Consider the following 24,369-nt stretch of genomic DNA (forward strand, 5'->3'; position numbering starts at 1 on the left):
GAAAGCGATCCGTCGTCCTGCCAACAAGCTGACCTCACCAAAGGAAACGGCGCCACGAGGGCGCCGCTTCCTTTGGTGATCGGCATGGGGAACTACTGCGCCCCGCGCGCCACGCGCTCGATCTCCTCGCGCACCAGCCTTTCGACCAGTGTCGGCAGATTGTTGTCGAGCCAATCCTGCAGCATCGGCCGCAGCATCTCTTCGGCCATTTCGTCGAATGTCTTCTTGCTGCGGCTGGCAAACGCGTCGGAAAGCTCGCCAAAGGCAGCCGCGACCTGCCGGCCGGTGTGCTCGGAAACGATCGCCGGACGCGGCGCGTCGCTGGCCGCCACCGGTCGCACCACGCTTGCATCCGGACGAGACGGCTCGACGGCTGCTTTCGCGGTCGGTTCGTCACTTGGAGTCTCCACGGACGGCTGGGCAGCGGTCTTGGGGGCTTCGCTCCGGTCCGACACCGCCCTCGCCTGCTCACCGACCGCGGCGATCTCGCGACGCCAATCGGCGATGGAAGCGTCGGCGACAGGACGCGATCCCGGCGCTTCAACCGTGATTGGCTCGGCGGCGACGCGGGCGCTGACCTCGGCAAGTGTCATCGATGGCTTTGCCGGGCCGGGATCGGGGCGCACCGGCGTTTCCATGCGTGCGGCCACCGGCTCGGCCGCCGGCAACTGTGCCTGGACTTCCGCCAGCGTGACCGGCTTCCTGCCGTCGGGGGCGGCATGCAGGTCGGCACGGAATGCTTCCACGTCGGGGGCTGCATAGGCGCTCGACGCGCGCTCCAGATCCTGGCTCAACTCATCGGCGTCGCCCGGCTGCTTGCGGCCGCCGTCGCTGTCCTCGATGATCCGCCTGATGGAAGCCAGTATCTCTTCCATGGAAGGTTCGCGCTGTGCGCTGCTTGCCGTTGCCATCGTCACATCCGCCGCCCTTGTGACCCCTGTTGGGTTTTCCGATCCGGCAGAGCCGGATCGAATCATGGCGACAGCGTAACCGACGGATCGCCGCACGAGAATCCCCAATCTGGGGACTTGTGGGATTTCAACAGATTAGCGCGATCTGAACCCGAGAGCGCAGTACGAAAGATCCTGCTCAAACGAGGAGCACGGCCAGTCCTGGCCGAACGCTTCAGCGGCCGTCCGGCGTGCGCAGGCCGTACCACTTGTCCTTGACCGCGTTGTAATGCTCTTCAGGCTTGTATTTCGCTACCTGCAAGCCAAGGCGGTCGACGGACAGACGGCCGGTCGCCTGCAGGATGGCGTAGCTCGCCACCACCACATCATGTTCGTAACCGGCCTGGTTGATCTGGGCGGTGATGACCGTCGCCTGCGCGTTGAGGACGTCGAGCGTGGTGCGCTGGCCGACATTGCGCTCTTCGATGACACCGTTCAGTGCCAGCTTCGCGGCCTCGATCACCTGCCTGTTGGCCGTCAGCTGCTGCTGCGCGGCGGTGTACTCGGTCCAGGCGGCGGTGACGGCCTGGCGCACCTGGTCGCGGCTGACGTCGACCTGGATGCGGGCCTGGCTGAGCGATTCCTTGTCCTGGCGCACGATCGCCGAGGTGCGGCCACCCGAATAGATCGGGATGGTCAGCGTTGCCCCGACACTGGCCGAATTGGTCGTGCCATCCTGCGAACCGACGCCCGGCAAAGGCGAGGTATTGCGATAGGCGCTCGAAACGCCGGCGGAAGCCGACAGCTGCGGCAACAGCGCGCCTTCGGCCGACTTCACCGAAAACGCGGCCGCGTCGACCAGATGCTGCGTGGCAAGGATGGCCGGATGCTCGTTCGAGGCCACCCCGACGGCGGCGGCGAGGCTCGACGGCAACAGCTTTGCCACCGGCGAAGCGCCCTTGAGCTTGCCCGGCTCGTCGCCGACGATCTGGCGGTAGATCGCCGCACTTGCCAGCGCCTGCGCCCGGGCGGCACTCAGCGATGCCACGGCGGCGGCCCGCGAAGCATCGGCCTGGGCGACATCGGTGCGCGTGCCTTCGCCAACTTCGAAACGCGAACGCGCCGCGCGCGCCGTTTCGGTCAGGAACTGAAGGTTCTGCTCAGTCAGCACGGCGACCTGCCGGTCGCGAATCACGTTCATATAGGCTTGGGCCGCGCTGAACAGGATACCCTCTTCGGTGTTGCGCAGGCTTTCGACGGAAGCGCGGACCTGCGCTTCGGCGGCAGCGACATTGTTCCTGGTCTGAAAGCCATCGAACAGCATCTGGTTTATCTGGACGCCAAAATTTCCGGTGGTCAGCCTCACGCTTGAATTGGTGCCATTGAGATGGCTGCTCGAATAATCAATATCCGCCGAGCCGGTGACAATCGGGCGGTAGCCCGACTTGGCGATGGCGACACCCTCGTCGGTGACACGAACGCCGGCGCGGGATGCATTCAGCGAAGAATTGTACTGATAGGCCTTTGCAAGCGCGCCGGAGATGCTTTCGGCTGAAGCCGCCAGTGGGGACAGCATGGTCGCCGAAACGAGGACGGCGGTGAAAAGTGACTTGCGTAAAGACGGCACGGTTAAACCCTCATTCGTTTTCCATGGGAACCGCGCCGCGCCTGCTTCTCTCATAGATCAGCCGGCGCCGCGTGTTCGATGTTCCCTGCTGCTCACCCCAAAGTGCCCCCAGTCTGGGATCCGCAGCGATCGTTCAAATGCAAGCGACCATGACACAGCCTCTCCTGCAAGGCCAAATCATTCAGAATTCGAAAGCACGAATGCGTTCAAACCCCGGTAGTGGCTTAATTGCCGCATTAAATGCACGTCTTCCGGTTACAACCCCCCCGGCCTTGAAAAAGAGACGGGCCACGCCGGAATTGCCCTGCCCTTCGACGGCGACAAGGCGGCCGCCTTCGGCGAGTTGGTCCAGCAGCGCCACCGGCACTTCCGCGACGCTGCCACCGACGAAGATGACGTTATAAGGCGCCTTAGCGGCATGCCCCTGCGGCAACGCGCCCTGGACGACGGTCACATTGCCGCAGCCCAGCGACGAAAGCGTCGATCTGGCGGTTTCCGCCAGCGCCGAATCACTTTCGAGCGCCACCACGGACCTGGCCAGTCGCGACAGGATGGCCGAGGCGTAGCCGGTTCCGCAACCGACATCGAGCGCCGAATCGGTCGGGTTGATCTCCGCCAGCTGGATAAGCTTGGCCAACGGCGATGCTTCCATCAGGTAGCGCGCGCCGTCCGCGCCGGCGGCAATGCGGATGTCCTCGTCGATATAGGCCAGATCGCGCTGGGCGGCGCCGACAAACATCTCTCTTGGGACGACAAGCATTGCATCGAGCAGCGGCGCGCTGGTCACATCGGTGGTGCGGACCTGGCCGTCGACCATCTTGACGCGTAGTTCGGAGAAATCAGCGCTCATGTCCCAACCAATCCGCTTGCCGCGCCAGAACCGCGGTCCATTGTGTCAGGAACTTCAGGCCCCTGCGCTGCCGCGCGGGGGCCCGGGCATTGGAGGCCTCGCCCGGAATCGAACCGGGGTGCAAGGATTTGCAGTCCTCTGCGTAACCACTCCGCCACGAGGCCTCATTGCTCCCGGCGTTCCACCCGGTTCCAATAGGTTGCGGCGAAAATGACGTCAAGCGGCCACCGTGCATTCCGAACGGTTTCCTCGCGTCAGTCCGGACGGCACCCGGCAAATCGTCGGATCGGGCCTGACCGCTCCATTAGCGGACAATTAAGCATAGCCTGCCCGGAGAAGAAACTCATCGGCGGCCGTGCGTTGGACATGGCAGGAGGAAGAGCCATGCACCGGACAGTGGCAGCAAATACAAGTGCCTCGTCCGGCCTGTCCCTGCCACAATGCGGAGAGCCTATGCATTACGCAATCGACCGTCTGTCCATCGAAGGTGCGGACAGCCTGTCGCCGCATGACAGGGCAAGGCTTGCCTCGGCCGCGGCGATTCTCAAGCAGATCCGTGAGGCGCTGGAAGAGCACGCCGCCCGCTGAACACCCGCCTTGCGCTATCGGCGGTCAATCGGGCCGGCGACGCCGTTCCCACCAGACGACAAAGCGACGCCGGTGACGGCGAACCATGGCGAATTCATAGGACAGCACCAGCAATCCGAGCGGAACCATCCAGAAGCCGAGGATCGGCAGGAAACCGAGGACGCCGCCAACGGTCAGCAGGATGCCGATCGTGATTCTGAGCCCGCGCGAGCGCGGCATTTTGAACTCGCGCCCGAAAACGGAGATTTTCCGCGCCGGCATCTGGTTGTCTTGTGCTGTCATCGTCTCGAAAGATTGACCCGTTTGATTGTTCGCAAGCATGCTTGAACCAAAGCAGCCGCCGCGCTTTCGGTTCCATATCCCCGCCAAGACGGCTAATATGAGGGCTTCCTTCGACGATTGCGAGAAACGCCTGCGCGAAAAAGCCTCGGAAAAATGTGAAAAGCTTCTTTGCAAAGCCGAAAAGGGCAGCTATAGGCTGCGCCACTCACATAAGAGCATCCGTTCCCCGGTAGCTCAGTGGTAGAGCAACCGGCTGTTAACCGGTTGGTCGCTGGTTCGAATCCGGCCCGGGGAGCCAATCTTTTCAAAGCCTTGAGACGGTCAGGTCGCCCATAGGGGCTGATCTATGGCATGTCTGCAAAATCGCGGTCAGCAGGTTGATTCTCAACTTGACCTGGCCCCGCTGTCCAGCGCCGTCGATGACGCCGCGGCATCGGGACGGTTCGCGGGAGCAGGCATAAGGCCTTGCTTCGATCTCGGCGATCTCATCTCTTGTCGCCGTTCGGGTTGGGTGCCGGTGCCTCTCGCACATCTCGCGGTGGCGGGTCGACATGCTTAAGCTCTGGCGGGACTTCTTTGTCCCGGCGTTGCACAGGTATCTTCTCCGGTGCGGGCTTCGATGGTGGCTCTTTGATCTTGCTCGGCATAATCGAGTTAACCGCCCTGCCGGTCTCTTGTTCCGTAGCGAGCAGAAAACCTGAATGCGTGGGGAACCGGGAACATCGAAGAGCGTTTTCTCGCATGCTGAAGAAGATCGCCCTCGCCGCCGTGCTGGTCCAGGTTGCCGCGTTTTCGGCTCTCATCACCCAGACGGTCCTCTTCGCGTCCACGGCCACACAGGCCGCCGACGCGAAGCCCGGCGACGCAGTCGCCGTCACCATTGAGAACGAACGGGACAAGGCGGCGCAACCTATTGTTGCCGGCCAATGTCCAACGCGGCTTGTGGCGAGCAAGGTCTTCACGAGGAACGTAATTACGGCGCAACAATAGCTCGCCATCGATGCCGGCCATCCGTCGATCCCCCCAATTTAAGTCAGGGCAATGTGCTTGAAAGCACAATGATTCCTGTTACTTGCGACGTAGGGCGAGTGCGTTTGGGTTGGGCAAGAATTAGTATGATTTCATCGAATATGGAATGCCCGCGCTGTCATGGCAGCGGCAGGGTTTTCGACTGCTCCAAGTGGTATGCGTCAAACGGGCACTGCTGCCCGCAGGGAACCCATCGGGGTGGCTGCCCTGGAAAGACGGGCGCCTGCGCGGAATGCGACGGCCTGGGGACGATGGCGGAGCCTCCGCTGAGAGCCGTGGCGTAATCTGCGAGAGCCGCGCATGCCGCTGATGACGGCGCGGAGGCGCCCGAACGAGCATATTTTACTCTGTTGGTGTTTCTACGGGTGGTGCGGCCAGAACCGTGATGTCCATCCTGGCGATCTTGGATGCCGCGCGGCCTTGCGCGCCAGCATCCATATCGCCGCCTGCGGCAACCATGATTTTGGCCAGATGTCCCACGGCGTCCGCGCTGCGGCCCGGCGAAAATCCTTCCCCGGTTTGCGGCTTCCCCACTGCCGTTTGTTTTTCCGGGACATGCGGATGTTGACTTACGATAGCGGAAACCATTGAACCTCCTGTGGCGACGCTTCGAACATTATATTAGCGTTGACTGTTGCGAGGCTGACCTAGCCAGTCGCCAAAAACCGCACCAGGGAGTTCGAACAAAAGATCGAGCCGCCCCGCTACAAGGTGAACTGGTAGGGCAGCTCACCTTGCAGCGATGTGAAAACGACGATGCAGGCCCAGCCGTCCTGGTAGCGCCGCCCCTTTTATCAAGGCTAAGCGGTAATCCCACCGCGACCTGACCTTGTGTCCATCCAAGGGAACTGAGCAAGCGGGTCCTGCAGGATCTTGACGGATCTTGCGAAGCCGGCGACGGCATCGCGCGCCACCGTCAGCGGAACCTGGCCGTCGTAAGCACGCTGGCAGGCTCGAAAGGCCGTTTCGAAAATCGGACCCCGCCTTTCCCTTGGCCACTCGTCAAAGAAGTCAAAGGCGTCGTCGAGGCACCCTATTTCTTGAATGAACTCGCCATTCTTGACCAGGACCGGTTGGTCGAACGTCCTGTCACTCATGTAATCCTCCATTCGGCACGGTGGGTTGTTGCTGGTTCGGGTCATCATGCGATTGCATGCTCCGGCTCGGCCAACATGCCGCCACCTCCACGCCCAGGCGGTACCGTTGCAATGGCCGGGATTGGCGGCGGATCATCGTCGTCATCTCGCCAGGGGTGCCGCATCCAACCGAGGCGGCTCTTCCTGCGGCGCCGGTCGAAAGACGGGCTGACGGTGCCCGGCATCTTTGAAATACGCGGTTCCCGCCCGGATTCGTCCAGGAGGTGGAGGGCGCGAAGTATGTCGCTGACTTCCACGATGGCGCCGTTGTCCAATTGCCGCAACGCGGGATTGTCAGGAACCGCATGAACGTCGGAAGCCCAGAAAGCGAGCAAAGCCCGCTTTGCGCCGATTGTCATCGTCTCCTCGTTCAGGACGTCATCTGGCGTCCGCAACTCAGCGGATTCCGCGGCAAGATTTTTCGGTTCGGGTTGGTAAAAACTGTAAGCTTCGGTTCTCATCTCCATTCTCCGCGAGCTGTGCCTCCCGGCCGAACCGGGAGGCGGACCGTAGATCTAGGTTCCAGGGAATCAGGCGACCTCGCGCTGAGGCTCCGCATCGGAATCGATCAACTGCTTCTTGCCGGGTTGCTCGAGCGAAACCGCCTTGGCTTCGGACCCTATCTCAATGCGCCGAGGCTTGAGTTCCTTGGGCACTTCGCGGATCAGGTCCACCGACAGCAAGCCATTCTCGAGGTTGGCCGCCTTGACCTTTACGTGATCGGCAAGTTTGAACACCTGCTTGAAGTTGCTCGTCGCCAAGCCGCGATGAAGGACCTCCCGATTTTCCTGGTCGGGTTTCCTTTGGCCGATGACAGACAATTCGGGGCCGTTCTGTATGAGTTCGACTTCATCGAGAGCGAAGCCGGCGATAGCCATCGTAATGCGATAGTCGTTCTCGCCAATCTTCTCGATATTGTAGGGAGGCCAGTCGGAGCGCCCGCTTTTCTCGAGCATATCGAAGAGACGGTCGAAGCCGACCGTTGTGCGGTAAAGAGGGGTATAATCAAAGCTTCTCATAGCCATATCCTCCGTGAAGCAACATGGGTTACGAGGCTGTCGCAGCGCCGCTGCGACGCCAATATGTCGAGCCGAAGCCTCGACGGAAAACGATCTGGTAATCGTGTTTTTTTCCGTCAAGAGGGGCGTAAAAAATTTTCTGGCCGGCAGGCAGATCCAGCGAGCCATGCTCTTCGGCGGGGAATTCCGCCACACCGTACGAGGTCCGCTGAAGCGGGTGCCCAAGGCGCTGCCTTGCGTGCTGGCGGTCACTGCGCGATGTTGGCGGCGGGGTGGAGCGAATCATGCGAAAAATTTTGATGTCCGGACTGCTGCTCGCGGTGGCCTTTTCCGCGAACCCGGCCCACGCGCTGGACAGCAGCGGCACGCCTGTCGTCGTGACCCCTCTTGCGTCGCGCACGACGACCGCGTCCGGCCAGCCGATCACGCTGCCGCAGAAGAACGTGCAGGTGCTGGTCTCGAGCTACGACATCGCGTCGGGCGCGACCTTGCCGGTCCACAGGCACCCCTTTCCGCGCTACGCCTATGTCCAGGCCGGCACGCTGAAGGTCACCAATGTCGAGACCGGCATCAGCAACACCTACAAGGCTGGCGATTTCATCATCGAAATGATCGGCCAGTGGCATCAGGCCACCAATATCGGTGATGTCGAGGTGAAGCTTCTGGTGATCGATCAGGTCGAGCAAGGCGCCAAGAATACGGAATTGCGCCAATAACCGCGAAGTCTGTGCCCGAAGGCGGAAGGCTGTTCGCGCTTTCGCAGCAGCCGGCCCGGTGCTAGGGCTGGCCGGGAAATCATGGACTGGATCGCCCCTTGACCAAAGCTCTCCGCCTGCCGCTGATCGAAATCTGTGTCGAAGGCATTGACGGCCTGCTCGCGGCGCAAGCCGCTGGCGCCGACCGGGTCGAATTATGCGCCAGCCTCATCGAAGGCGGCATCACGCCGAGCCTCGGCACGGTCCGCGCCGCCATCGAGCAGGCAAGCGTGCCGTTTCACGTCATGGTGCGGCCGCGCGGCGGCGATTTTCTCTACAGTGAGACCGAATACGCCTCGATGCTGGCCGATGTCTCGGCACTGCGCGAACTCGGCGTGCCCGGCGTGGTGTTTGGCTGCCTGAACGCCGATGGCACCATGGATGAGGCGCGCATGAGCGAACTGACACAAGCCGCTGGCCCCTTGAACGTCACCTGCCATCGCGCCTTCGACATGACGCGCGATCCGGCCGAGGCGCTCGAATCGCTGATCCGCAGCAAGGTCGGCCGCGTGCTGACCAGCGGCCAGCGTGACACTGCCGTCGAAGGCTTGCCGCTGTTGGCGGATCTGGTGCGGCAGGCCGGCGACCGCATCGTCATCCTCGGCTGCGGCGGCCTGGATTTGCACAACATTGCCGAAGTGCGCAGCAAAACCGGCCTGTCCGAAATGCATTTTGCCGCCCTCAAGGATGTGCCGAGTGCCATGGACTACCGCAATCCCCATGTCGGCATGGGTGGTTCCGATCTCGATCGCGAGTATCGCAACACGCTGACCGACACACCGCTGGTGGCGGCAACGATTGCGGCAGCCAAGGCATGACCTCTACCCCTGCCCCGATAGCCCGTGTATCGGCCGCAGACGAAGCGGCGATCCTGGCGCTCAACAACGAGCATGCCGCCGAACTGTCGTGGCTGGAGGCTGAGCGGCTGTCTTTCCTGCTTGGCGAAGCGTTTTACACCAGGCGCATCGGCGATCTCGAAGCCTTCATCATGACCTTCGACCAGGACGCCCGCTACGACAGCCCGAATTTCCTGTGGTTCCGCGAGCGCTATAAGCGCTTCGTCTATGTCGACCGCGTCGTCGTGGCGGCGCATGCGCGCGGCCGCGGCCATGCCCGCCGGCTCTATCAGGATCTGTTCGGCCATGTTGAGCGCGCCGGCTACAATCTGGTCACCTGCGAAGTCAACACCGCCCCGCCGAACCCTGCCTCGGATGCCTTTCACGCCGCCCTTGGCTTCACTGAGGCCGGCGACGCCGTCATCCATGGCGGCAAGAAAGCGGTCCGCTATTACATCAGACGAACCTCCGTCTGAGGCCAGGCGGATCGAACTGAAGACAGGGCTACTGGAACAAGGCTGTCGCACTCACCAGCGTCATCCAGAACCCCCAGACCAACGGGATGCCGACCAGCAGCCAGGACAGCGTCAGTTTGATCGAATTGCCGTTGTCTTGCGCCATGGTCGGTCTCCTCAGAGCATGATCCCGAAATTGGGCTCCGGTTTCGGAAAAGATCATGCTCAAACAATACGATAGAGCCCATCCCGATTCTATCGGGATGGAACTGGCTCTAAGCCACCGCTGGTTCGGTCTTCATGTGGAAGCGCGCATTGACCGGCCGCATCATCAGGTTGAGCAGGAGGCCGATGACCAGCAGGCCGGCCATGATGTACATGGTGACCGTGTAGGCGTCGGCCTTCGCCACGCCGCTGTCGATCTGGTACTGCCTGATATAATTCACCAGCACCGGGCCAAGCACGCCCGCCACCGACCACGCGGTCAGCAATCGGCCGTGGATGGCGCCGACGTAACGCACGCCGAAGACGTCGCGCAGGTAGGCGGGAATGGTGGCGAAGCCGCCGCCATACATGCTGAGGATGATCCCGTAGAACAGCACGAACAGGAAGACGCTGCCGGTCTGGCCGGTCCAAGGCACCGCCGCATAGAGGACGACGCCCAGCGCGAAGAAGATGGCATAGGTTGTCTTGCGGCCGATATAATCGCTGGTCGAGGCCCAGAAGAAGCGGCCGAGCATGTTGAAGATCGACAACAGGCCGACGAAACCGGCAGCAGCGGCCGGCGAGATGCGTCCCGGGAACATCTCCTGGCTCATGGCCGAGGCTTGCCCGAGCACGCCAATGCCTGCCGTGACGTTAAGGCACAGCACACCCCAAAGCAGCCAGAACTGCGGCGTCTTCAACGCATCGTCGAGATGGACATTGGACGTCGTCACCATCGCATCCTGTGCCGCCGGCGGCGTCCATCCGGCGGGCCGCCAGCCCTCCGGCGGCACCCTGACGATAACAGCCCCAATCAGCATGAAGACGAAATAGACGATGCCCAGCACGAGGAAGGTTTCAGCGACGCCGATATGCTCAGGCGTCGAAAACAGCTTCATCAGATAAACCGACAGCGGCGAGGCGATGAAGGCGCCGCCGCCGAAGCCCATGATCGCCATGCCGGTTGCCATGCCCGGCCGGTCCGGAAACCAGGTGATCAGCGTCTTGACCGGCGAGATGTAGCCGAGGCCGAGACCGATGCCGCCCAGCACGCCGTAGCCGAGATAGATGATCCACAACTGGTGCAGATAGACGCCGAGCGCCGAGACAATGAAGCCGCCACCGAAACAGCAGGCAGAAGCGACCATGGCTTTGCGCGGCCCGACACGATCCAGCCAGCCGCCGCCGAACGCCGCCGCAATGCCCAGGAACAGGATCGCGATCGAGAAAATCCAGCCAAGGCCGGTCAGCTTCCAGTCGTCGGGCGCCGAGTCGGTGATGCCGACCAACTTCGACATCGGCAGGTTGAAAACGCTGAACGCATAGGCCTGGCCGATGCAAAGGTGTATGCAGAGCGCCGCTGGCGGCACCATCCACCTGCTGAAGCCAGGTTCGGCGACGGTGCGTGAGCGGTCGAGCCAGCCGCCCGCCCTCTCCCCGGTCGTGTCCATTCCATCCTCCCAGATGCGTCTTCGAACCATCTTCTCAGATGTGTCCTGCGAACAAACTAGGAGGGTGAGCCGGTGAGGCAATAAGGAATGCCCGTCATAAGACCAATGTCTAATGAGACTGGCCTATATCGAAAGCAGGTCATTACTTTCCAAAAAATTATATTAGAGATAATTAATTGATTGTCTGCTTATGAAGCGCGATCCACTCCACCTGCACTCGCGATCATCTGGCCGGGCACGACGGCATTCACCAGTTGCGGTTGAGCCATTCGCGCGCCGGGCGCTCGATGAGGTAGTAGCTGCAGAGCGCGCAGGCAAAAACGCCGGCCAGCATCGGGATCGGCGCGCTGCCTTGTTCATAGACGAATTTGTAGAACGGCTGCTGCCACAGATAGAGCGAGTACGACCACAGGCCCAGCGTCGCCATCGGCCAGGAGGACAGCAATCCGGAAAAATACCGTGGGCTGAAATCGAGTGCGTTGACGGCCAGCGCCAGCAGCGGCACCGCGAAGAGATAGTGGATCGGCGTCGGCACCTGATCCAGGAACAGGACAACGGCACAGAACGTTGCCACCAGGGCCACATGCTTGCCTCTCAAAAACGCAGGCAGCCTGCCATCGGCCTTGAGCAGGCAGATCGAAGCCGACAGCAGGATCGACGCGATGTGCACGTCGGTGCGCCAATAAGTGGTTTCGTAGTCCATCCCGAAGACCCAGTACGAAACCGCGCCATTGGCCATGGCCAGCAAGGCCAGCGCCAGGAGCAGCACGACCACGCGAGAGCGACTTGAGACGATGACGCTGATCAGCGCCAGGATGATGTAGGCGTGCTCCTCGATGCAGAGCGACCAGATATGGTCGAGCGCCCCTGCCCGCGTCAGGAGAATGCCGGCATAGTTGTAGGTGAATGTCAGCGCCGTCAGCGCCGCCTTCCATTTGAAGGCGATGAACGTGCCGGCCAGCGCGATCATCGCGACGACTACGAAGACCAGAAGAGCTGGATAGATGCGGGAGAAGCGGCGTTTGAAGAATTTTTTCAGCGGGTAGCGTTCGATGAACAGGATCTCGCCCATCAGCCGGCCGCTGAGCACGAAGAAGAATTCGACGCCCAGCACGCCAAGATTGATTCCCGGAACCGGAAAGAAATGGCCGATCAGCACCAGCGCGATCGAAAGGCCGCGCCAGCCGTCGAGATAGGCCAGTCTTGTTCTGGTTGATCTGTCGGCGGCGGATCGGGACGGAACGACATGCGTCGCGGAAATGTCGGTCATGCCGATCCTCTCGCAATAGGTATGCGAAGGGTACGACGGTACATTTCGAACCCAGCTCGCATTCCCGCCCAAATCCATATTGCAGTGCAATATGGATTTGTGCAAGTGCGAGATTGCCGCCGGTGCAGTTCCAGGTGAAGTGTCGGCGGAAGAAATTGCTCAGGCAAACGATTGGTGCGGGGGGCGATTCCATCAAAATTGGACAACTACAGGTCGTCCCAAAAAGGAAAAGGGGCCGCATGACCCCTTCTCCCGTGTTCACAACTGACCGTATCAGGCGTTGGCGGCAGCCACCGCGCGCTTGGCCATCACCGCGATCAGATTGGCGCGATAGTCGGCCGAGGCATGGATGTCGGTCATCAAATTCTTCGCCGGCACTTTTACCCCTTCGAGTGCCGAGGCCGCGAAGTTCCCGGCTAATGCTGCCTCGATCTCCTTCGAACGAAAAACGCCGTCGTCGCCGGCACCGGTGACGGCGACGCTGACGCCATCCTTGCCCTTGGCCACGAACACGCCGACGATGGCGTAGCGCGATGCCGGATTGCGGAATTTTTCATAGGCCGCCTTGGCCGGCGCGGTGAAGGTGACGGCGGTGACGATTTCGCCATCCTTCAACGACGTTTCGAACAGGCCTTTGAAGAATTTGTCGGCTGATATCTGGCGCTTGTTGGTGATGATGGTGGCGCCCAGCGCCAGCAGCGCCGCCGGATAATCGGCCGCCGGATCGTTGTTGGCGATCGAGCCGCCGATCGTCCCCTTGTGGCGCACCGCCGGATCACCGATCAGCGATGCCAGATGAGAAAGCGCCGGACAGACCTTCTTCAGCTTCTCGTCATTGGCAACAGCGTGATGCGTGGTGGCGGCGCCGATGGCGACGGTCTTGCCCGACACCGTGACGCCCTGCAGCTCCGTGATCCGCGACAGGTCGACAAGGTCGGACGGCGCGGCAAGCCGCGTCTTCATCGCCGGGATCAGCGTCATGCCGCCCGAAAGCAGCTTGGCGTCGCCGGTCTTGATCAGCTTGGCGGCATCGGCGACCGAGGCGGCGCGGTGATAGTTGACTGCGTACATTTGTCTTTCTCCCCTGGGTGAAAGAGCGAACAGGAAGTAGCGAACATCGCGTTCTCCCCCTATTCGCTACTCCCTATTCGCCATTCGCGTTCAATGTTTCGTCGCGCGGATCGCGGCCCACACGGTGGACGGCGAAGCCGGCATGGCAAGATCGTTGCTGCCGATGGCATCGGTGATGGCGTTGATCACCGCCGGCGGTGAGCCGATGGCGCCGGCCTCGCCGCAGCCCTTGATCCCCAACGGATTGCCCGGGCAAGGCGTGTTCGAGGTCGAGACCTTGAACGACGGCAGATCGCCGGCGCGCGGCATGGTGTAATCCATGTAGCTCGCGGTCAGCAATTGTCCGCTGTTGTCGTAATAGGCGCCTTCGAGCAGTGCCTGGCCAATGCCTTGCGCCAGCCCGCCATGCACCTGGCCCTCGACGATCATCGGGTTGATGATGTTGCCGAAATCGTCAGCGGCGACGAACTGGACGATCTCGGTGACGCCGGTTTCCGGGTCGACCTCGACCTCGCAGATATAGCAGCCCGCCGGGAAGGTGAAATTCGACGGATCGTAGAACGCCGTCTCCTTGAGCCCGGGCTCCATGCCGCCCGGCAGGTTGTGGGCAGTGTAGGCGGCCAGCGCCATCTGGAACCACGGCACGTTCTTGTCGGTGCCGGCCACCTTCAGCGCGCCGTTCTCGATGATGATGTCGCCTTCGTCGGCCTCGAGCAGGTGCGCCGCGATCTTCTTGGCCTTGGCCTCGACCTTGTCGAGCGCCTTGACGATGGCCGACATGCCGACCGCACCCGAGCGCGAGCCATAGGTGCCCATGCCCATCTGCACCTTGTCGGTGTCGCCATGGACGATCGAGACCGAATCGAGCGGCACGCCGAAGCGCTCATTGACCAGTTGCGCGAAGGTCGTCTCATGGCCCTGGCCGTGGCTGTGAGAGCCGGTCAGCACCTCGATCGTACCGACCGCGTTGACGCGCACTTCCGCCGATTCCCAAAGGCCGACACCGGCGCCGAGCGAGCCGACGGCCGCAGACGGCGCGATGCCGCAGGCCTCGATGTAGCAGCTCATGCCGATGCCGCGCAGCAACCCCTTGTTGGCGGCGGCGGCCTTGCGCTTGGCGAAGCCGGCATAATCCGACGCCTGCATTGCCGCATCGAGCGAAGCGGCATAGTCGCCGGCGTCATAGCACATGATGACCGGCGTCTGATGCGGAAACGCTGTGACGAAGTTCTTGCGCCGCAGCTCAGCCGGCGAAACGCCGAACTGGCGGGCCGCCGTCTCCATCATGCGCTCCATGACGAAGGTCGCTTCCGGCCGCCCCGCCCCGCGATAGGCATCGACGGGCGCGGTGTTGGTGTAGATCGCCTTCACATTGGCGTGGATGGCCGGGATGTTGTACTGGCCCGACAGCAGCGTCGCATAGAGATAGGTCGGCGTCGCCGATGAAAACAGCGACATATAGGCGCCAAGATTGGCTTGGGTTTCCACCTTCAGGCCGAGGATCCTGTGGTCCTTGTCGAAGGCCATTTCAGCATGGGTGTGATGGTCGCGGCCATGCGCGTCGGTCAGAAAACTTTCGGTCCGGTCGGCCACCCATTTGACCGGCACGCCGGTCTTCTTTGACGCCCACAGGCAGACGATCTCTTCGGGATAGATGTAGATCTTCGAGCCGAAGCCGCCGCCGACATCGGGCGCGATCACGCGCAGCTTGTTTTCCGGCGCGACATTGTAGAAGGCGCTCATCACCAGCCGCGCCACATGCGGATTCTGCGAGGTCGTCCAGCAGGTATAGTGATCCTCGGCCTTGTCGTAATGGCCAAGTGCGGCGCGCGGCTCCATGGCGTTGGGCACCAGCCGGTTGTTGATGATGTCCATCTTGACGACATGGGCCGCCTTCCCGAAGGCCGCCGCGGTGTCGTCGGCATTGCCGATGTCCCAGTCGAAGATCAGATTGTTGTCGGCTTCGGGGTGGATCTGCGGCGCACCCTTGTCCATCGCCTTGGAGGCATCGACGACGGCCTTCAACTCCTTGTAGGTGATCTCGACCGCCTCGGCGGCATCACGCGCCTGCCCCTTGGTCTCGGCGACGACGATGACGACGGCGTCGCCGACATAACGGACCCGGTCGAACGCCAGTGGCGACCATGCCCCCATCTTCATCGGCGAGCCGTCCTTGGAGTGGATCATCCAGCCACAGATGAGATTGCCGATGCCGTCGGCCTTGAGTTCCTTGCCGGTCAGCACGCCGATGACCCCGGGCATGCCCTGGGCCTTCTTCACATCGATCTTCTTGATCTGCGCATGCGCGTGCGGACTGCGCACGAACGCGGCGTGCTTCATGCCGGGAACCACCATGTCGTCGACATAGCGGCCGGCGCCCGTGATGAACCGTTTGTCTTCCTTGCGCGCGACCCGAGCGCCAACACCTTCAATGCCCATCAGAAATTCCTCCGGAATTTATGGGAGTAGGGCAGTAGGGGAGTAAGGGAGTAGGGAAAAAGAGGCCTCGTTGCGTTGGCCTTTTTGCCCTACTCCCCTACTGCCCTACTCCCTTATTCCCTTGCCTAAGCAGCTTGTTTCGCCTTACCCTTCGACCCCTTCATCGTCGTCGATGCGGCGAGGATCGCCTTGACGATGTTGTGGTAGCCGGTACAGCGGCAGATGTTGCCGTCGAGCTCGGCGCGCACCGTCGCCTCGTCGAGCCCTTCGGGGTGGCGGCTGATCATGTCGGTCGCCGTCATGATCATGCCCGGCGTGCAGAAGCCGCACTGCAGCCCGTGATGTTCCTTGAAGGCGGCCTGCACCGGATGCAGGTCGGCGCCATTGGCCAGGCCCTCGATCGTCAACACGGTGGAGCCGGAGGCCTGCACCGCAAGCATCGTACAGGATTTGACCGCCTTGCCATCAACGTGGACGACGCAGGCACCGCATTGCGAGGTGTCGCAACCGACATGCGTGCCGGTAAGACCGAGATTTTCCCGTAGGAAGTGAACCAGAAGTGTTCGGTCCTCGGCAGCACCGCTGACCCGCTTTCCGTTCACCATCAACGAAACGTCCGACATGGTCCCTCCCTGGGTATCAACCTTGGTATCCACGCTGCCGACGCGGTATTCGCGCTTCGGTGGTGCATTATTCGTACACCGCACATCGGACAAAAAACAGCACGTCGCAAACGCGGAACATTGTACTTTCGGTCATGGCCGCGCCCAAACATGCGGTGCCGGTGGCCCCATTGCCAAACCGCCGATTGAAGGCAACAATGTCGGTCGACGCCCGCGCGCCAGAAGCATTTAAAAACAGCCGCGCACAAAAAAGCGTCGGAGGAAATGCGGAGAACATCGCTGGCCAATTCACAGACGCGCTATGCATGCGGCCTGTCGGCGCTCACCACGGACGAGCCCGACATGGAGGCGTTCGCCAAGGCGATCGCACTGGAAGCAGCCGCCATCGACGCAGGCTTTGCCCTGCTGTTCTTTTCCCAGAGCCTAGTCGAAGCCAGCGCCCTTTCCCAGGCGCTCATGACCCACGCACCGGCGCTCCACCACGCCGGCTGTTCGACTGCCGGCGAGATCACGCCGCAAGGTCTCGAGGATGGTCATGTGCTGGCCATGCTGCTTCCGTCCACCGCGTTCACCGCCGTTAGCGTGATGGTCGAAAATCTGTCCTCGTCGGGTATGGACAGGATCACCGGCGAGGTGGAGACCCTGCGGCGATCGCTGCGCGCGCGCCTCGGTTGCGATCGGACCAAAGGCACTTTCGCGCTCTGCTTCATCGACGGGCTCTCTTATGCCGAAGAAGCGGTGAGTTCAGCCATCCACTGGGGCCTCGATGACATACCGCTGCTTGGCGGCTCCGCCGGCGACGATCTGAAATTCGAGACGACGCGCCTGATCTCGAACGGCAAGGTCACTTCCGACAGCGCCATCATCGTGCTGATATCGACCGAAATTCCCTTCCATGTCTTCAAGACCGACAACTTCGTTCCCACCGATGAAAAACTGGTGGTGACGGCTTCCGATCCCGATCACCGCATCGTGCGCGAATTCAACGCCACCAATGCAGCGCAGGAATATGCCGCGTCCGTCGGCATCGTCGCGCAGATGCTGACGCCACTGAGCTTCGCCTCGCATCCCGTGGTGGTGAAGGTGGGCGGCCAATATTATTGCCGATCGATCCAGAAGATGCATGCCGACGGCTCGCTGTCGTTCTTCTGCGCCATAGACGATGGCGTCGTGCTGTCGATCGCCCAACCAAAGGACATGGTCGAATCGACGCGCGCCGCCCTGCGCGATGTCGAGGAGAGGCTTGGCGGCATCGACATGATCCTCGGCTTCGACTGCGTGCTGCGCCGGCTCGACGCGCGCAATCGGCAGGTGTTTCGCGAGATTTCGGAACTCTACCGGGTCAACAATGTCATCGGCTTCGGCACCTATGGCGAACAGTACCGGTCGATGCATCTGAATCAGACTTTTACCGGCATCGCCTTCGGCGAGCGCCAGGCGGCGGAATAGGACGGCGCAACAAGATGCCGCTGAGGGACATAAACGATCTTGAAAAGCTGAAGAAGATCAACGCGGCACTGGTCAGCCGCGTCGAGCGCTCTATGGACCAGCAAGGCAACGCCTTTTCGCTGTTCCAGACCGCGATTTCGCTGGAAAACCGGGTGCGCACCCGCACCGAGGAACTGCACTCGACCTTGCGCCGGCTGGAGCAGTCGAACATCGACCTCAGCGCCGCCAAGGAAAACGCCGAACTGGCGAACCTGTCGAAAACCCGTTTCCTCGCCGCTGCCAGCCACGACGTGCTGCAGCCCCTGAACGCGGCCCATCTCTCGGTTTCGGCCCTCGCCGAAGTTCAGACCAGCGACGAGGGCAAGAAACTGGTGCGGCAGGTCGAGCGCTCGCTGGAGACGATGGAGGATCTGCTTAGAACGCTGCTCGACATCTCAAAGCTCGATGCCGGCGTGGTGCAGCCCGACATAAGCGATGTCAGCCTGGAGGCGCTGTTCTCGTCGCTCCGCTCGGATTTCCTGCCGGTGGCGGAGATGAAAGGCCTGTCGCTGAAATTCCGGCCGGTCCATGCCGTCGTCCGCTCCGACCGCACGCTGCTGCGCCGTATCCTGCAGAACATTCTCTCCAACGCGCTGGGCTATACACGCTCGGGCGGCGTGCTTGTCGGCACCAGGCATCGCGGCGACACCATCCGCATCGACGTCGCCGATACGGGCTGCGGCATTCCCGACGACCAGCGCGAGGCGGTGTTCGAGGAGTTCCACCGCGGCACCTCGCCGGCCAATGCCGAACTGGACGGTGGCGGTCTCGGGCTCGGGCTTGCCATCGTGCGCCGCATGGCCAGCGCGCTCGGTCATCCCGTGACATTCTCGTCGAAGGTCGGACGCGGCACGATCTTCCACATCGATGTTCCCGTCGGCATCGGCGCGCCAGCCGATGCCATCGCCAGCGTTGCCGACATGGAACGGCCGCGCGGCTATGGCCTGTTCGGCACCAAGGTGCTGCTGGTCGAGAACGATATCGAAGTGCTGCAGGCCATGACCTTCCTGCTCGAACGCTGGCAATGCCTGGTGCGGGCCGCGACCTCGACCGACGATGCGCTCGACATGCTTGGCGACACCGACTGGGTGCCCGACATCGTCATTGCCGACCAGCATCTCGACGGCGGCGATCTCGGCACCACGACCATCGCCGAAGTCCGCGACTATCTCGGCCGCGCCGTGCCGGCGCTGATCGTCACCGCCGACAGTTCGGAAGCGGTCGCCAAAGCCGCCCGCTCCGGCGGCATCGAACTGATGCGCAAGCCGCTGAAGCCGGCACAACTGCGGGCGCTGCTGGCGCATCTGCTGGCTTAGACAATAACCAATTCGATGCTTAACTACTTGGAAAGACGGAGGCGTCACTTTTGAGATCGCCACCGTTTAAATATTGGAAATTCCGAAAAAGTTGACGATGATCTTCCGGAAGTCCGCATACATTACGTATCCGCACGCAGTAGTTTGACAATTTGGATCGAGACCTCTTGGACATTCCTTTTCATCCAGTCGCAAGGACGTGCTTGATAATTTTGGCGTCCCCATAAAAAGCGGCACGGCAGATGGGATAAGGAAGGTAACGCTCATGCGCGCTGACGCGGTGCCGTGATTATGAGGGGCATTGTCCAGGCGCGACTGTGAGATCCGGCAAATACGGTGACAGTGCACTCTTAATATGTCCTCCCGGCCCATAGTGCATACTGTCAACGCATTTGATAGCGCAAAGGTGATGATTGAAAGAGGAGCTACCTATGTCCGATGACGACACGCATTTAGTTCAGGCCAAGGAAGCCCTCCACAAGGGTGAAGTGGAGAAAGCAATATCAATTCTCTTAGACGCAATGAACTATGAGAGCAAGAAAGCGGCGGCGGCGTATTCTCTGGGGATAGTTTATGACAGTAATACCGATTGTCACGATGATGATATGGCGTTAAGTTACTATTCGATTGCAGAAAGTGGCGGAATCGAAATGGCAACTTATAGAATTGCTGGGTTAAAACAAAGAATTGGCGACAATATTGAATCTTTAGAGCTGTTTAAAAAAATCTCCACCCGGAACCCGTCCGCCGCCTATTGGTGCTATCGCTTGATACAGAAAAATGAACCGACTGATCCGGATGCTGAAATATTTCTAAAAAGCGCTGCATCTCAAGGCCACATTCTTGCGAAGAGGGATATATTAATGGAGAAATTGAAAGGAAGGCGAGGCGCTGCTCAAATGGTTATCGGCGCGTTTGGTATGATAAGACTATTTAGAGAAACGATGGCTGCATATGCGGCGAGGGATGAGCTACTGTACCAATAGATGTAGAGGCCGAAATTGTTGCGGTTTTCGAATTACGGTGACAGTGCACTTTTACCACGTTCGCCCAGCCAGTGTTGAGCGTGGTGGTGACAACCCTACTTGGATGAGGGACGGCGAGCCTCAAAACCCAGCCTGATCCCGAAACAGCTCCGCATTGTCCAGCTTCGAAACCTCGATCACCGCCTGCGTGCGGCTGTAGACATTGAGCTTGCGCAATATCTCCGAGACATGCGCTTTCACGGTGGTCTCTCCCACCTGCAGCTCGTAGGCGATCTGCTTGTTGAGCAGGCCCTGGCGCAGCATCTGCAGCACGCGCAATTGCTGCGGCGTCAGCGTCGACAGGCGCTGAACCATGTCGGCGCGGTCGACGCTTTCGGCGTCGGGTGTGCGGCCTTCATAAGTTTCCGGCACATAGATCGCGCCTTCCATCACCGAGCGTATGGCGGCGGCGAGGTCGCTCTTGCGCGCCGATTTCGGGATGAAGCCGGCGACACCATAGGACAGCGCCTCGGAAATGATCTTCGGCTCCTCATAGCCCGAGACGATGACCACCGGCAGGCGCGGATAGCGGGTCCGGAGCTGCAGCAGGCCTTCAAAGCCATGCACGTCGGGCATGTTGAGGTCGAGCAGCGCGAGATCGAACGGCTTGGCGCCGGCCAGAAGGTCCAGCGCCTCGGTGATCGAGCGCGCCTCCACCGTATCGACTTCCGGGTAGGCCATCTGCACGGCACTGTGCAGCGCCTCGCGAAACAGCGGATGGTCGTCGATGATCAGGAACCGGGCGCGATCGTGGGTTGCGGTCATGGGGTTCATTTCAGTTCGTGAGCGATTAGAATAACCTCGTCACCATGGCCAGATTATTGCCAAATAGTATATCGCCATATCCGGCGGAAAGTGCCGCCGGCACTTTCTCGACCAAATTGCCTTGTCCAGGCCCCCAAGTCGGTCGAATGTTCCGGCAACCAAGCAGAGACCCACATGACAGAATTCGTCCTTCCCTTGCCCGCAACCGCATCGGTGGCCATTGCGGGCTCGTCCGATCGTTTCGCGGTGCGCCGTATCTACTGCGTCGGCCGCAACTACGCCGCACACGCCCGCGAATTCGGCAATGACGAGCGTGATCCGCCCTTCTTCTTTACCAAGCCGGCCGACGCGGTGGTCGATTCCGGCACCGCTATCCCCTACCCGCCGCTGACGGCCGATCTACACCACGAGATCGAACTGGTGGCTGCGATCGGCAAAGCCGGCTTCCGCATTGCCCGCGACAAGGCGCTGGACCACGTCTGGGGTTATGGTGTCGGCATAGACCTCACCCGCCGCGACCTACAGGACGAAGCCAAGAAGGCCGCCCGTCCGTGGGACTGGTCGAAGGCCTTCGACCGCTCCGCGCCTTGCGGCCCGCTGATCCCCGCGGCGAAATCCGGCCACCCACAGAAGGGCCGCATCTGGCTCGCCGTCAACGGCAAGGTCAGGCAGGATGCCGACCTCGCTGAACTGATCTGGCCAATATCGGATATCGTGTCGATCTGCAGCGAGGCGATGGAGCTCGAGCCCGGCGACCTGATCTTCACCGGTACGCCGGCAGGCGTCGGCGCGGTTGGCCCCGGCGACACGATGACCGGCGGCGTCGACGGCATCGGCACCATCGAAGTGACCATCGGCCAGCCGAAGTGAGCGCATGAGCGAACTCGTCCTGCATAATTACTACCGTTCCTCCACCTCCTACCGGGTGCGGATCGCGCTGGAGATGAAGGGGCTGAGCTACGACTATGTCCCGCATCATCTGCGCCATGGCGAACATCTGGAACCAGCCTATCTCGCGGTCAATCCGCAAGGCCTGGTGCCGGCGCTGGTGCTCGGCGACGGCACGCTGCTGACGCAATCGCTGGCGATCATCGAGTTCCTCGACGAGACCAAACCGGAACCACCGCTGCTGCCGAAGGACCCGGCCGGCCGGGCACGCGTGAGAATGCTGGCGCAGATGATCGCCTGCGACATCCACCCGGTGAACAATCTGCGCGTGCTGACCTCGCTGCGCACGCTGTTCGGCGCCGGCGACGAAGACATCGCCAACTGGTTCCGCCATTGGGTGAACGAGGGCTTTCAGCCGCTTGAAAAGATCATGGCGTCGGCGGCGGAGACGGGTACATTCTGCCATGGCGACGCGCCGGGCCTGGCCGACATCTGCCTCGCCGCGCAGATTGCCAGCAACGCCCGCTTCGGCGTCGACTTGACCCCCTACCCGACGATCGCGCGCATCAATGCCGCCTGCATGGCGCTGCCGGCCTTCCAGAAAGCCGCGCCCCGGAACCAGATCGATGCCGAGTAGAAAAGCCACCGACCCAGGTGAAGCCAAGGCGCTGGCCGACATAGAGGCTTATGGCTGCCACATCTTGCATGTGCTGGAGGAAGGCGACGATCCGCCTTTCACCTATTCGGTTGGAATAGAGCACAACTTCAAGGCGCCGGAACTCATCGTCATCGGCCTGAAGCCGGAAATCTCCCAGTTCATCATCAACGAGTATTGCAGCCGCGTCCGCTCCGGCGAGGTTTTCCAACCAGGGCAGCGATCGTCCGGTTTTATCGAAGGTTTCGACTGTCAATTCGGCGCCGTTCATATCGAACACTATCGCGAGCATTTCGGCTGGGACCTCTGGTTCTACGACGGCCTGGATTTCGGTGTTCTCCAGCTGATCTATCCCACTGTGGACGGCATCTGGCCGTGGCAGGCCGAGGCGAGCGACTGGTTCCGAGCCTGGCAGCCGCTTCTCGACACCGCGCCGTGGCCATAGGCTTATCTGCCGACGCGCAGCGTCAACGCCCAGAACAGCAGCGCCAACAGGCCGATGCCGGCGCCAAGCACACAGACGCCATTCCAGCCCATTGCACCATAAGCCATGGTCGAGGCGATGGAGCCCAGGGCGCTGCCGACCGAGTAGAAGATCATGTAGCCGCCAACCAGTCGGCTGCGCGCATCCGGCCGCCGGGCGAAGATCAGGCTCTGGTTGGTGACGTGGACGGCCTGGATCGCCAGATCCAGCATGACTATGCCGGCGACGAGCAACCACAGAGACATGCCCATGAAGGCGATCGGCAGCCAGGCCGCCATCATCAGCAGCAGGCTGAGGCCGGTGACCAACTGGCCGCATCCACGATCGACGAGGCCGCCGGTCCAGCGCGCACCGAGCGCGCCGGCGACGCCCGCAAGGCCGAAAAGCCCGATCTCGGTATGCGAAAGTGAAAATGGCGCGACGCTCAACGGCAGTACCAGCGGCGCCCACAGCACGTTGAAGTTGGCGAAGATCAGCATGGCCAGCACCGCCCGCACGCGCAGCAGCGGCTCCTGCGCGAACAGCAGCAGCACCGAAGCGAGCAGGCGTGGATAGGATGTGCGTGGCCGCTCCGCCTCGTGGCGCGGCAGGATCAGGTAGAGAACCATCGCCATGACGAGCGTCAACATGGCCGAGACAAGATAAACCCAGCGCCAGCCGGCGAAATCGGCGACCCCCGAAGCGAAGCGGGCAAGCAGGATGCCCAGGATGACGCCGCTGGTGACGGTGCCGACCGCCCGCCCCCGCTCCGATGCTACAGCGAGGTCGGCAGCGAAGGCGACCAGCACCTGCACCACCACCGCCAGCAGCCCGACGACCGCGAGGCTCGCCAGCAGCATCGCCGCGTTGGGCGCGATCCCGACCGCCACCAGCGCCACGGCAGACAGAATCGCCTGCCCGGCAATCAGCTTGCGGCGATCGAACAGGTCGCCCAGCGGCACGATGAAGAACAGGCCGAGCCCATAGCCGATCTGCGTGACCGTCACCACGATGCCGACCGAGGCCGGCGCGATAGCAAAATCATGCGCTATGGCGTCGAGCAGCGGATGAGCGAAATAGATATTGGCGACGCTCAGGCCGCAGGCGATGGCGAAGATCAGCGCGGTCAATCGTGACAATCCCGTAGGCGGCGGCGCCACCCGATGCGGCCCATCGGATTGCTCGAGGCTTGTTGCACCGCTGTTCGCCACCTGCATGTTCATGTCTCTCTCCACAAAAGGTTT

27 protein-coding genes and 2 tRNA genes are annotated in these 24,369 nt (G+C 61.7%); 12 read left to right on the forward strand and 17 right to left on the reverse strand.

The window, feature by feature from the left end; all coding sequences use genetic code 11:
- Positions 1–92: 92 nt before the first annotated feature.
- The 4 genes from NKI69_RS03060 to NKI69_RS03075 all read right to left on the reverse strand — a co-directional run bounded on the left by NKI69_RS03060 (position 93) and on the right by NKI69_RS03075 (position 3,531).
- Positions 93–911 (reverse strand): PopZ family protein, encoded by an 819-nt coding sequence (locus tag NKI69_RS03060; protein WP_128304003.1) that lies wholly within the window; start codon positions 909–911, stop codon positions 93–95.
- A gap of 214 nt (positions 912–1,125) precedes the next feature.
- Positions 1,126–2,517 carry a TolC family outer membrane protein gene (locus NKI69_RS03065; protein WP_023812204.1) on the reverse strand — a complete coding sequence of 464 codons (1,392 nt, stop codon included), beginning with the start codon at positions 2,515–2,517 and terminating at the stop codon, positions 1,126–1,128.
- Positions 2,518–2,698: 181 nt separating this feature from the next.
- The gene (locus NKI69_RS03070) at positions 2,699–3,367 is read right to left on the reverse strand and encodes a protein-L-isoaspartate O-methyltransferase family protein (RefSeq protein WP_023812205.1); all 669 of its coding nucleotides are present in this window, start codon (positions 3,365–3,367) and stop codon (positions 2,699–2,701) included.
- A 90-nt stretch (positions 3,368–3,457) separates the two neighbouring features.
- Positions 3,458–3,531 (reverse strand) — tRNA-Cys (locus tag NKI69_RS03075).
- Positions 3,532–3,820: 289 nt separating this feature from the next.
- Between NKI69_RS03075 and NKI69_RS03080 the strand changes: the two genes are divergently transcribed.
- Entirely contained in the window at positions 3,821–3,955 is a 135-nt protein-coding gene (locus tag NKI69_RS03080; protein ID WP_023812206.1) for a hypothetical protein, read from the forward strand.
- Between the two features lie 24 nt (positions 3,956–3,979).
- Here NKI69_RS03080 and NKI69_RS03085 read toward each other — a convergent pair whose 3' ends face one another.
- The gene (locus tag NKI69_RS03085) at positions 3,980–4,237 is read right to left on the reverse strand and encodes a hypothetical protein (RefSeq protein WP_023812207.1); all 258 of its coding nucleotides are present in this window, start codon (positions 4,235–4,237) and stop codon (positions 3,980–3,982) included.
- 223 nt (positions 4,238–4,460) lie between these two features.
- Between NKI69_RS03085 and NKI69_RS03090 the strand changes: the two genes are divergently transcribed.
- A tRNA-Asn gene (locus NKI69_RS03090) sits at positions 4,461–4,535 on the forward strand.
- 443 nt (positions 4,536–4,978) lie between these two features.
- The gene (locus NKI69_RS03095; RefSeq protein ID WP_023812208.1) at positions 4,979–5,227 is read left to right on the forward strand and encodes a hypothetical protein; all 249 of its coding nucleotides are present in this window, start codon (positions 4,979–4,981) and stop codon (positions 5,225–5,227) included.
- 381 nt (positions 5,228–5,608) lie between these two features.
- Here NKI69_RS03095 and NKI69_RS03100 read toward each other — a convergent pair whose 3' ends face one another.
- The 4 genes from NKI69_RS03100 to NKI69_RS03115 all read right to left on the reverse strand — a co-directional run bounded on the left by NKI69_RS03100 (position 5,609) and on the right by NKI69_RS03115 (position 7,421).
- Positions 5,609–5,854 carry a hypothetical protein gene (locus NKI69_RS03100; protein ID WP_023812209.1) on the reverse strand — a complete coding sequence of 82 codons (246 nt, stop codon included), beginning with the start codon at positions 5,852–5,854 and terminating at the stop codon, positions 5,609–5,611.
- A gap of 212 nt (positions 5,855–6,066) precedes the next feature.
- Positions 6,067–6,363, reverse strand: a complete 297-nt coding sequence (locus NKI69_RS03105; protein ID WP_023812210.1) for a DUF982 domain-containing protein — start codon at positions 6,361–6,363, stop codon at positions 6,067–6,069.
- 44 nt (positions 6,364–6,407) lie between these two features.
- Complete coding sequence (locus NKI69_RS03110) at positions 6,408–6,863, reverse strand: hypothetical protein (protein WP_023812211.1); 456 nt, start codon at positions 6,861–6,863, stop codon at positions 6,408–6,410.
- Positions 6,864–6,932: 69 nt separating this feature from the next.
- The gene (locus tag NKI69_RS03115; RefSeq protein ID WP_023812212.1) at positions 6,933–7,421 is read right to left on the reverse strand and encodes an Hsp20 family protein; all 489 of its coding nucleotides are present in this window, start codon (positions 7,419–7,421) and stop codon (positions 6,933–6,935) included.
- 284 nt (positions 7,422–7,705) lie between these two features.
- On the opposite strand from NKI69_RS03115, the gene NKI69_RS03120 reads away from it, so the two are divergent.
- The 3 genes from NKI69_RS03120 to NKI69_RS03130 all read left to right on the forward strand — a co-directional run bounded on the left by NKI69_RS03120 (position 7,706) and on the right by NKI69_RS03130 (position 9,488).
- The gene (locus NKI69_RS03120; RefSeq protein ID WP_023812214.1) at positions 7,706–8,137 is read left to right on the forward strand and encodes a cupin domain-containing protein; all 432 of its coding nucleotides are present in this window, start codon (positions 7,706–7,708) and stop codon (positions 8,135–8,137) included.
- Positions 8,138–8,235: 98 nt separating this feature from the next.
- Positions 8,236–8,994, forward strand: coding sequence for a copper homeostasis protein CutC (locus tag NKI69_RS03125; protein WP_023812215.1), 759 nt, complete (start codon positions 8,236–8,238; stop codon positions 8,992–8,994).
- Positions 8,991–9,488, forward strand: coding sequence for a GNAT family N-acetyltransferase (locus NKI69_RS03130; RefSeq protein ID WP_023812216.1), 498 nt, complete (start codon positions 8,991–8,993; stop codon positions 9,486–9,488). The genes NKI69_RS03125 and NKI69_RS03130 overlap by 4 nt, the downstream gene beginning before the upstream one ends.
- A 28-nt stretch (positions 9,489–9,516) precedes the next feature.
- On the opposite strand, the gene NKI69_RS33515 is transcribed toward NKI69_RS03130, so the two are convergent.
- From NKI69_RS33515 to NKI69_RS03155, 6 genes are all read right to left on the reverse strand, one after another.
- Entirely contained in the window at positions 9,517–9,633 is a 117-nt protein-coding gene (locus tag NKI69_RS33515) for an MFS transporter small subunit (RefSeq protein WP_023812217.1), read from the reverse strand.
- Between the two features lie 109 nt (positions 9,634–9,742).
- Complete coding sequence (locus tag NKI69_RS03135; RefSeq protein WP_023812218.1) at positions 9,743–11,122, reverse strand: L-lactate MFS transporter; 1,380 nt, start codon at positions 11,120–11,122, stop codon at positions 9,743–9,745.
- A 247-nt stretch (positions 11,123–11,369) separates the two neighbouring features.
- Complete coding sequence (locus tag NKI69_RS03140; protein ID WP_023812219.1) at positions 11,370–12,392, reverse strand: acyltransferase family protein; 1,023 nt, start codon at positions 12,390–12,392, stop codon at positions 11,370–11,372.
- Positions 12,393–12,665: 273 nt separating this feature from the next.
- Positions 12,666–13,463 (reverse strand): FAD binding domain-containing protein, encoded by a 798-nt coding sequence (locus tag NKI69_RS03145; RefSeq protein WP_023812220.1) that lies wholly within the window; start codon positions 13,461–13,463, stop codon positions 12,666–12,668.
- Positions 13,464–13,553: 90 nt separating this feature from the next.
- Positions 13,554–15,902 carry a xanthine dehydrogenase family protein molybdopterin-binding subunit gene (locus tag NKI69_RS03150; protein WP_023812221.1) on the reverse strand — a complete coding sequence of 783 codons (2,349 nt, stop codon included), beginning with the start codon at positions 15,900–15,902 and terminating at the stop codon, positions 13,554–13,556.
- Positions 15,903–16,027: 125 nt separating this feature from the next.
- Entirely contained in the window at positions 16,028–16,525 is a 498-nt protein-coding gene (locus tag NKI69_RS03155; RefSeq protein WP_023812222.1) for a (2Fe-2S)-binding protein, read from the reverse strand.
- A gap of 264 nt (positions 16,526–16,789) precedes the next feature.
- On the opposite strand from NKI69_RS03155, the gene NKI69_RS03160 reads away from it, so the two are divergent.
- From NKI69_RS03160 to NKI69_RS03170, 3 genes are all read left to right on the forward strand, one after another.
- A complete protein-coding gene (locus tag NKI69_RS03160) occupies positions 16,790–17,974 on the forward strand; it encodes an FIST signal transduction protein (RefSeq protein WP_050592709.1) in 1,185 nt (394 codons plus the stop codon).
- A gap of 14 nt (positions 17,975–17,988) precedes the next feature.
- Positions 17,989–19,329, forward strand: coding sequence for a hybrid sensor histidine kinase/response regulator (locus NKI69_RS03165; RefSeq protein ID WP_023812224.1), 1,341 nt, complete (start codon positions 17,989–17,991; stop codon positions 19,327–19,329).
- 431 nt (positions 19,330–19,760) lie between these two features.
- Positions 19,761–20,315 carry a tetratricopeptide repeat protein gene (locus NKI69_RS03170; protein WP_352720028.1) on the forward strand — a complete coding sequence of 185 codons (555 nt, stop codon included), beginning with the start codon at positions 19,761–19,763 and terminating at the stop codon, positions 20,313–20,315.
- Between the two features lie 120 nt (positions 20,316–20,435).
- On the opposite strand, the gene NKI69_RS03175 is transcribed toward NKI69_RS03170, so the two are convergent.
- Positions 20,436–21,119 carry a response regulator gene (locus NKI69_RS03175; RefSeq protein ID WP_023812226.1) on the reverse strand — a complete coding sequence of 228 codons (684 nt, stop codon included), beginning with the start codon at positions 21,117–21,119 and terminating at the stop codon, positions 20,436–20,438.
- Positions 21,120–21,293: 174 nt separating this feature from the next.
- Between NKI69_RS03175 and NKI69_RS03180 the strand changes: the two genes are divergently transcribed.
- The 3 genes from NKI69_RS03180 to NKI69_RS03190 are packed head-to-tail and all read left to right on the forward strand — an operon-like array spanning position 21,294 to position 23,107.
- Entirely contained in the window at positions 21,294–21,989 is a 696-nt protein-coding gene (locus NKI69_RS03180; protein ID WP_023812228.1) for a fumarylacetoacetate hydrolase family protein, read from the forward strand.
- 4 nt (positions 21,990–21,993) lie between these two features.
- Positions 21,994–22,644, forward strand: coding sequence for a maleylacetoacetate isomerase (gene maiA, locus NKI69_RS03185; protein WP_352720031.1), 651 nt, complete (start codon positions 21,994–21,996; stop codon positions 22,642–22,644).
- The gene (locus NKI69_RS03190) at positions 22,634–23,107 is read left to right on the forward strand and encodes a DUF4262 domain-containing protein (protein ID WP_023812230.1); all 474 of its coding nucleotides are present in this window, start codon (positions 22,634–22,636) and stop codon (positions 23,105–23,107) included. The genes maiA and NKI69_RS03190 overlap by 11 nt, the downstream gene beginning before the upstream one ends.
- A gap of 2 nt (positions 23,108–23,109) precedes the next feature.
- Here NKI69_RS03190 and NKI69_RS03195 read toward each other — a convergent pair whose 3' ends face one another.
- Positions 23,110–24,348: an MFS transporter gene (locus NKI69_RS03195; RefSeq protein ID WP_352720033.1), complete on the reverse strand. Its 1,239-nt coding sequence runs from the start codon at positions 24,346–24,348 to the stop codon at positions 23,110–23,112.
- Positions 24,349–24,369: the final 21 nt, after the last annotated feature.

The sequence above is a fragment of the Mesorhizobium sp. M0491 genome (assembly GCF_040321265.1).
Lineage (GTDB): Bacteria > Pseudomonadota > Alphaproteobacteria > Rhizobiales > Rhizobiaceae > Mesorhizobium.

Excerpts from the sequence above, each read along its gene's own strand:
- NKI69_RS03060 (WP_128304003.1), bottom strand. The coding sequence starts at position 911 with ATGGCAACGGCAAGCAGCGCACAGCGCGAACCTTCCATGGAAGAGATA.
- NKI69_RS03070 (WP_023812205.1), bottom strand. The coding sequence starts at position 3,367 with ATGAGCGCTGATTTCTCCGAACTACGCGTCAAGATGGTCGACGGCCAG.
- NKI69_RS03080 (WP_023812206.1), top strand. The coding sequence starts at position 3,821 with ATGCATTACGCAATCGACCGTCTGTCCATCGAAGGTGCGGACAGCCTG.
- NKI69_RS03085 (WP_023812207.1), bottom strand. The coding sequence starts at position 4,237 with ATGACAGCACAAGACAACCAGATGCCGGCGCGGAAAATCTCCGTTTTC.
- NKI69_RS03095 (WP_023812208.1), top strand. The coding sequence starts at position 4,979 with ATGCTGAAGAAGATCGCCCTCGCCGCCGTGCTGGTCCAGGTTGCCGCG.
- NKI69_RS03100 (WP_023812209.1), bottom strand. The coding sequence starts at position 5,854 with ATGGTTTCCGCTATCGTAAGTCAACATCCGCATGTCCCGGAAAAACAA.
- NKI69_RS03105 (WP_023812210.1), bottom strand. The coding sequence starts at position 6,363 with ATGAGTGACAGGACGTTCGACCAACCGGTCCTGGTCAAGAATGGCGAG.
- NKI69_RS03110 (WP_023812211.1), bottom strand. The coding sequence starts at position 6,863 with ATGAGAACCGAAGCTTACAGTTTTTACCAACCCGAACCGAAAAATCTT.
- NKI69_RS03115 (WP_023812212.1), bottom strand. The coding sequence starts at position 7,421 with ATGAGAAGCTTTGATTATACCCCTCTTTACCGCACAACGGTCGGCTTC.
- NKI69_RS03120 (WP_023812214.1), top strand. The coding sequence starts at position 7,706 with ATGCGAAAAATTTTGATGTCCGGACTGCTGCTCGCGGTGGCCTTTTCC.
- NKI69_RS03130 (WP_023812216.1), top strand. The coding sequence starts at position 8,991 with ATGACCTCTACCCCTGCCCCGATAGCCCGTGTATCGGCCGCAGACGAA.
- NKI69_RS33515 (WP_023812217.1), bottom strand. The coding sequence starts at position 9,633 with ATGGCGCAAGACAACGGCAATTCGATCAAACTGACGCTGTCCTGGCTG.
- NKI69_RS03135 (WP_023812218.1), bottom strand. The coding sequence starts at position 11,122 with ATGGACACGACCGGGGAGAGGGCGGGCGGCTGGCTCGACCGCTCACGC.
- NKI69_RS03140 (WP_023812219.1), bottom strand. The coding sequence starts at position 12,392 with ATGACCGACATTTCCGCGACGCATGTCGTTCCGTCCCGATCCGCCGCC.
- NKI69_RS03145 (WP_023812220.1), bottom strand. The coding sequence starts at position 13,463 with ATGTACGCAGTCAACTATCACCGCGCCGCCTCGGTCGCCGATGCCGCC.
- NKI69_RS03150 (WP_023812221.1), bottom strand. The coding sequence starts at position 15,902 with ATGGGCATTGAAGGTGTTGGCGCTCGGGTCGCGCGCAAGGAAGACAAA.
- NKI69_RS03155 (WP_023812222.1), bottom strand. The coding sequence starts at position 16,525 with ATGTCGGACGTTTCGTTGATGGTGAACGGAAAGCGGGTCAGCGGTGCT.
- NKI69_RS03160 (WP_050592709.1), top strand. The coding sequence starts at position 16,790 with ATGCGGAGAACATCGCTGGCCAATTCACAGACGCGCTATGCATGCGGC.
- NKI69_RS03165 (WP_023812224.1), top strand. The coding sequence starts at position 17,989 with ATGCCGCTGAGGGACATAAACGATCTTGAAAAGCTGAAGAAGATCAAC.
- NKI69_RS03170 (WP_352720028.1), top strand. The coding sequence starts at position 19,761 with ATGTCCGATGACGACACGCATTTAGTTCAGGCCAAGGAAGCCCTCCAC.
- NKI69_RS03175 (WP_023812226.1), bottom strand. The coding sequence starts at position 21,119 with ATGACCGCAACCCACGATCGCGCCCGGTTCCTGATCATCGACGACCAT.
- NKI69_RS03180 (WP_023812228.1), top strand. The coding sequence starts at position 21,294 with ATGACAGAATTCGTCCTTCCCTTGCCCGCAACCGCATCGGTGGCCATT.
- maiA (WP_352720031.1), top strand. The coding sequence starts at position 21,994 with ATGAGCGAACTCGTCCTGCATAATTACTACCGTTCCTCCACCTCCTAC.
- NKI69_RS03190 (WP_023812230.1), top strand. The coding sequence starts at position 22,634 with ATGCCGAGTAGAAAAGCCACCGACCCAGGTGAAGCCAAGGCGCTGGCC.
- NKI69_RS03195 (WP_352720033.1), bottom strand. The coding sequence starts at position 24,348 with ATGAACATGCAGGTGGCGAACAGCGGTGCAACAAGCCTCGAGCAATCC.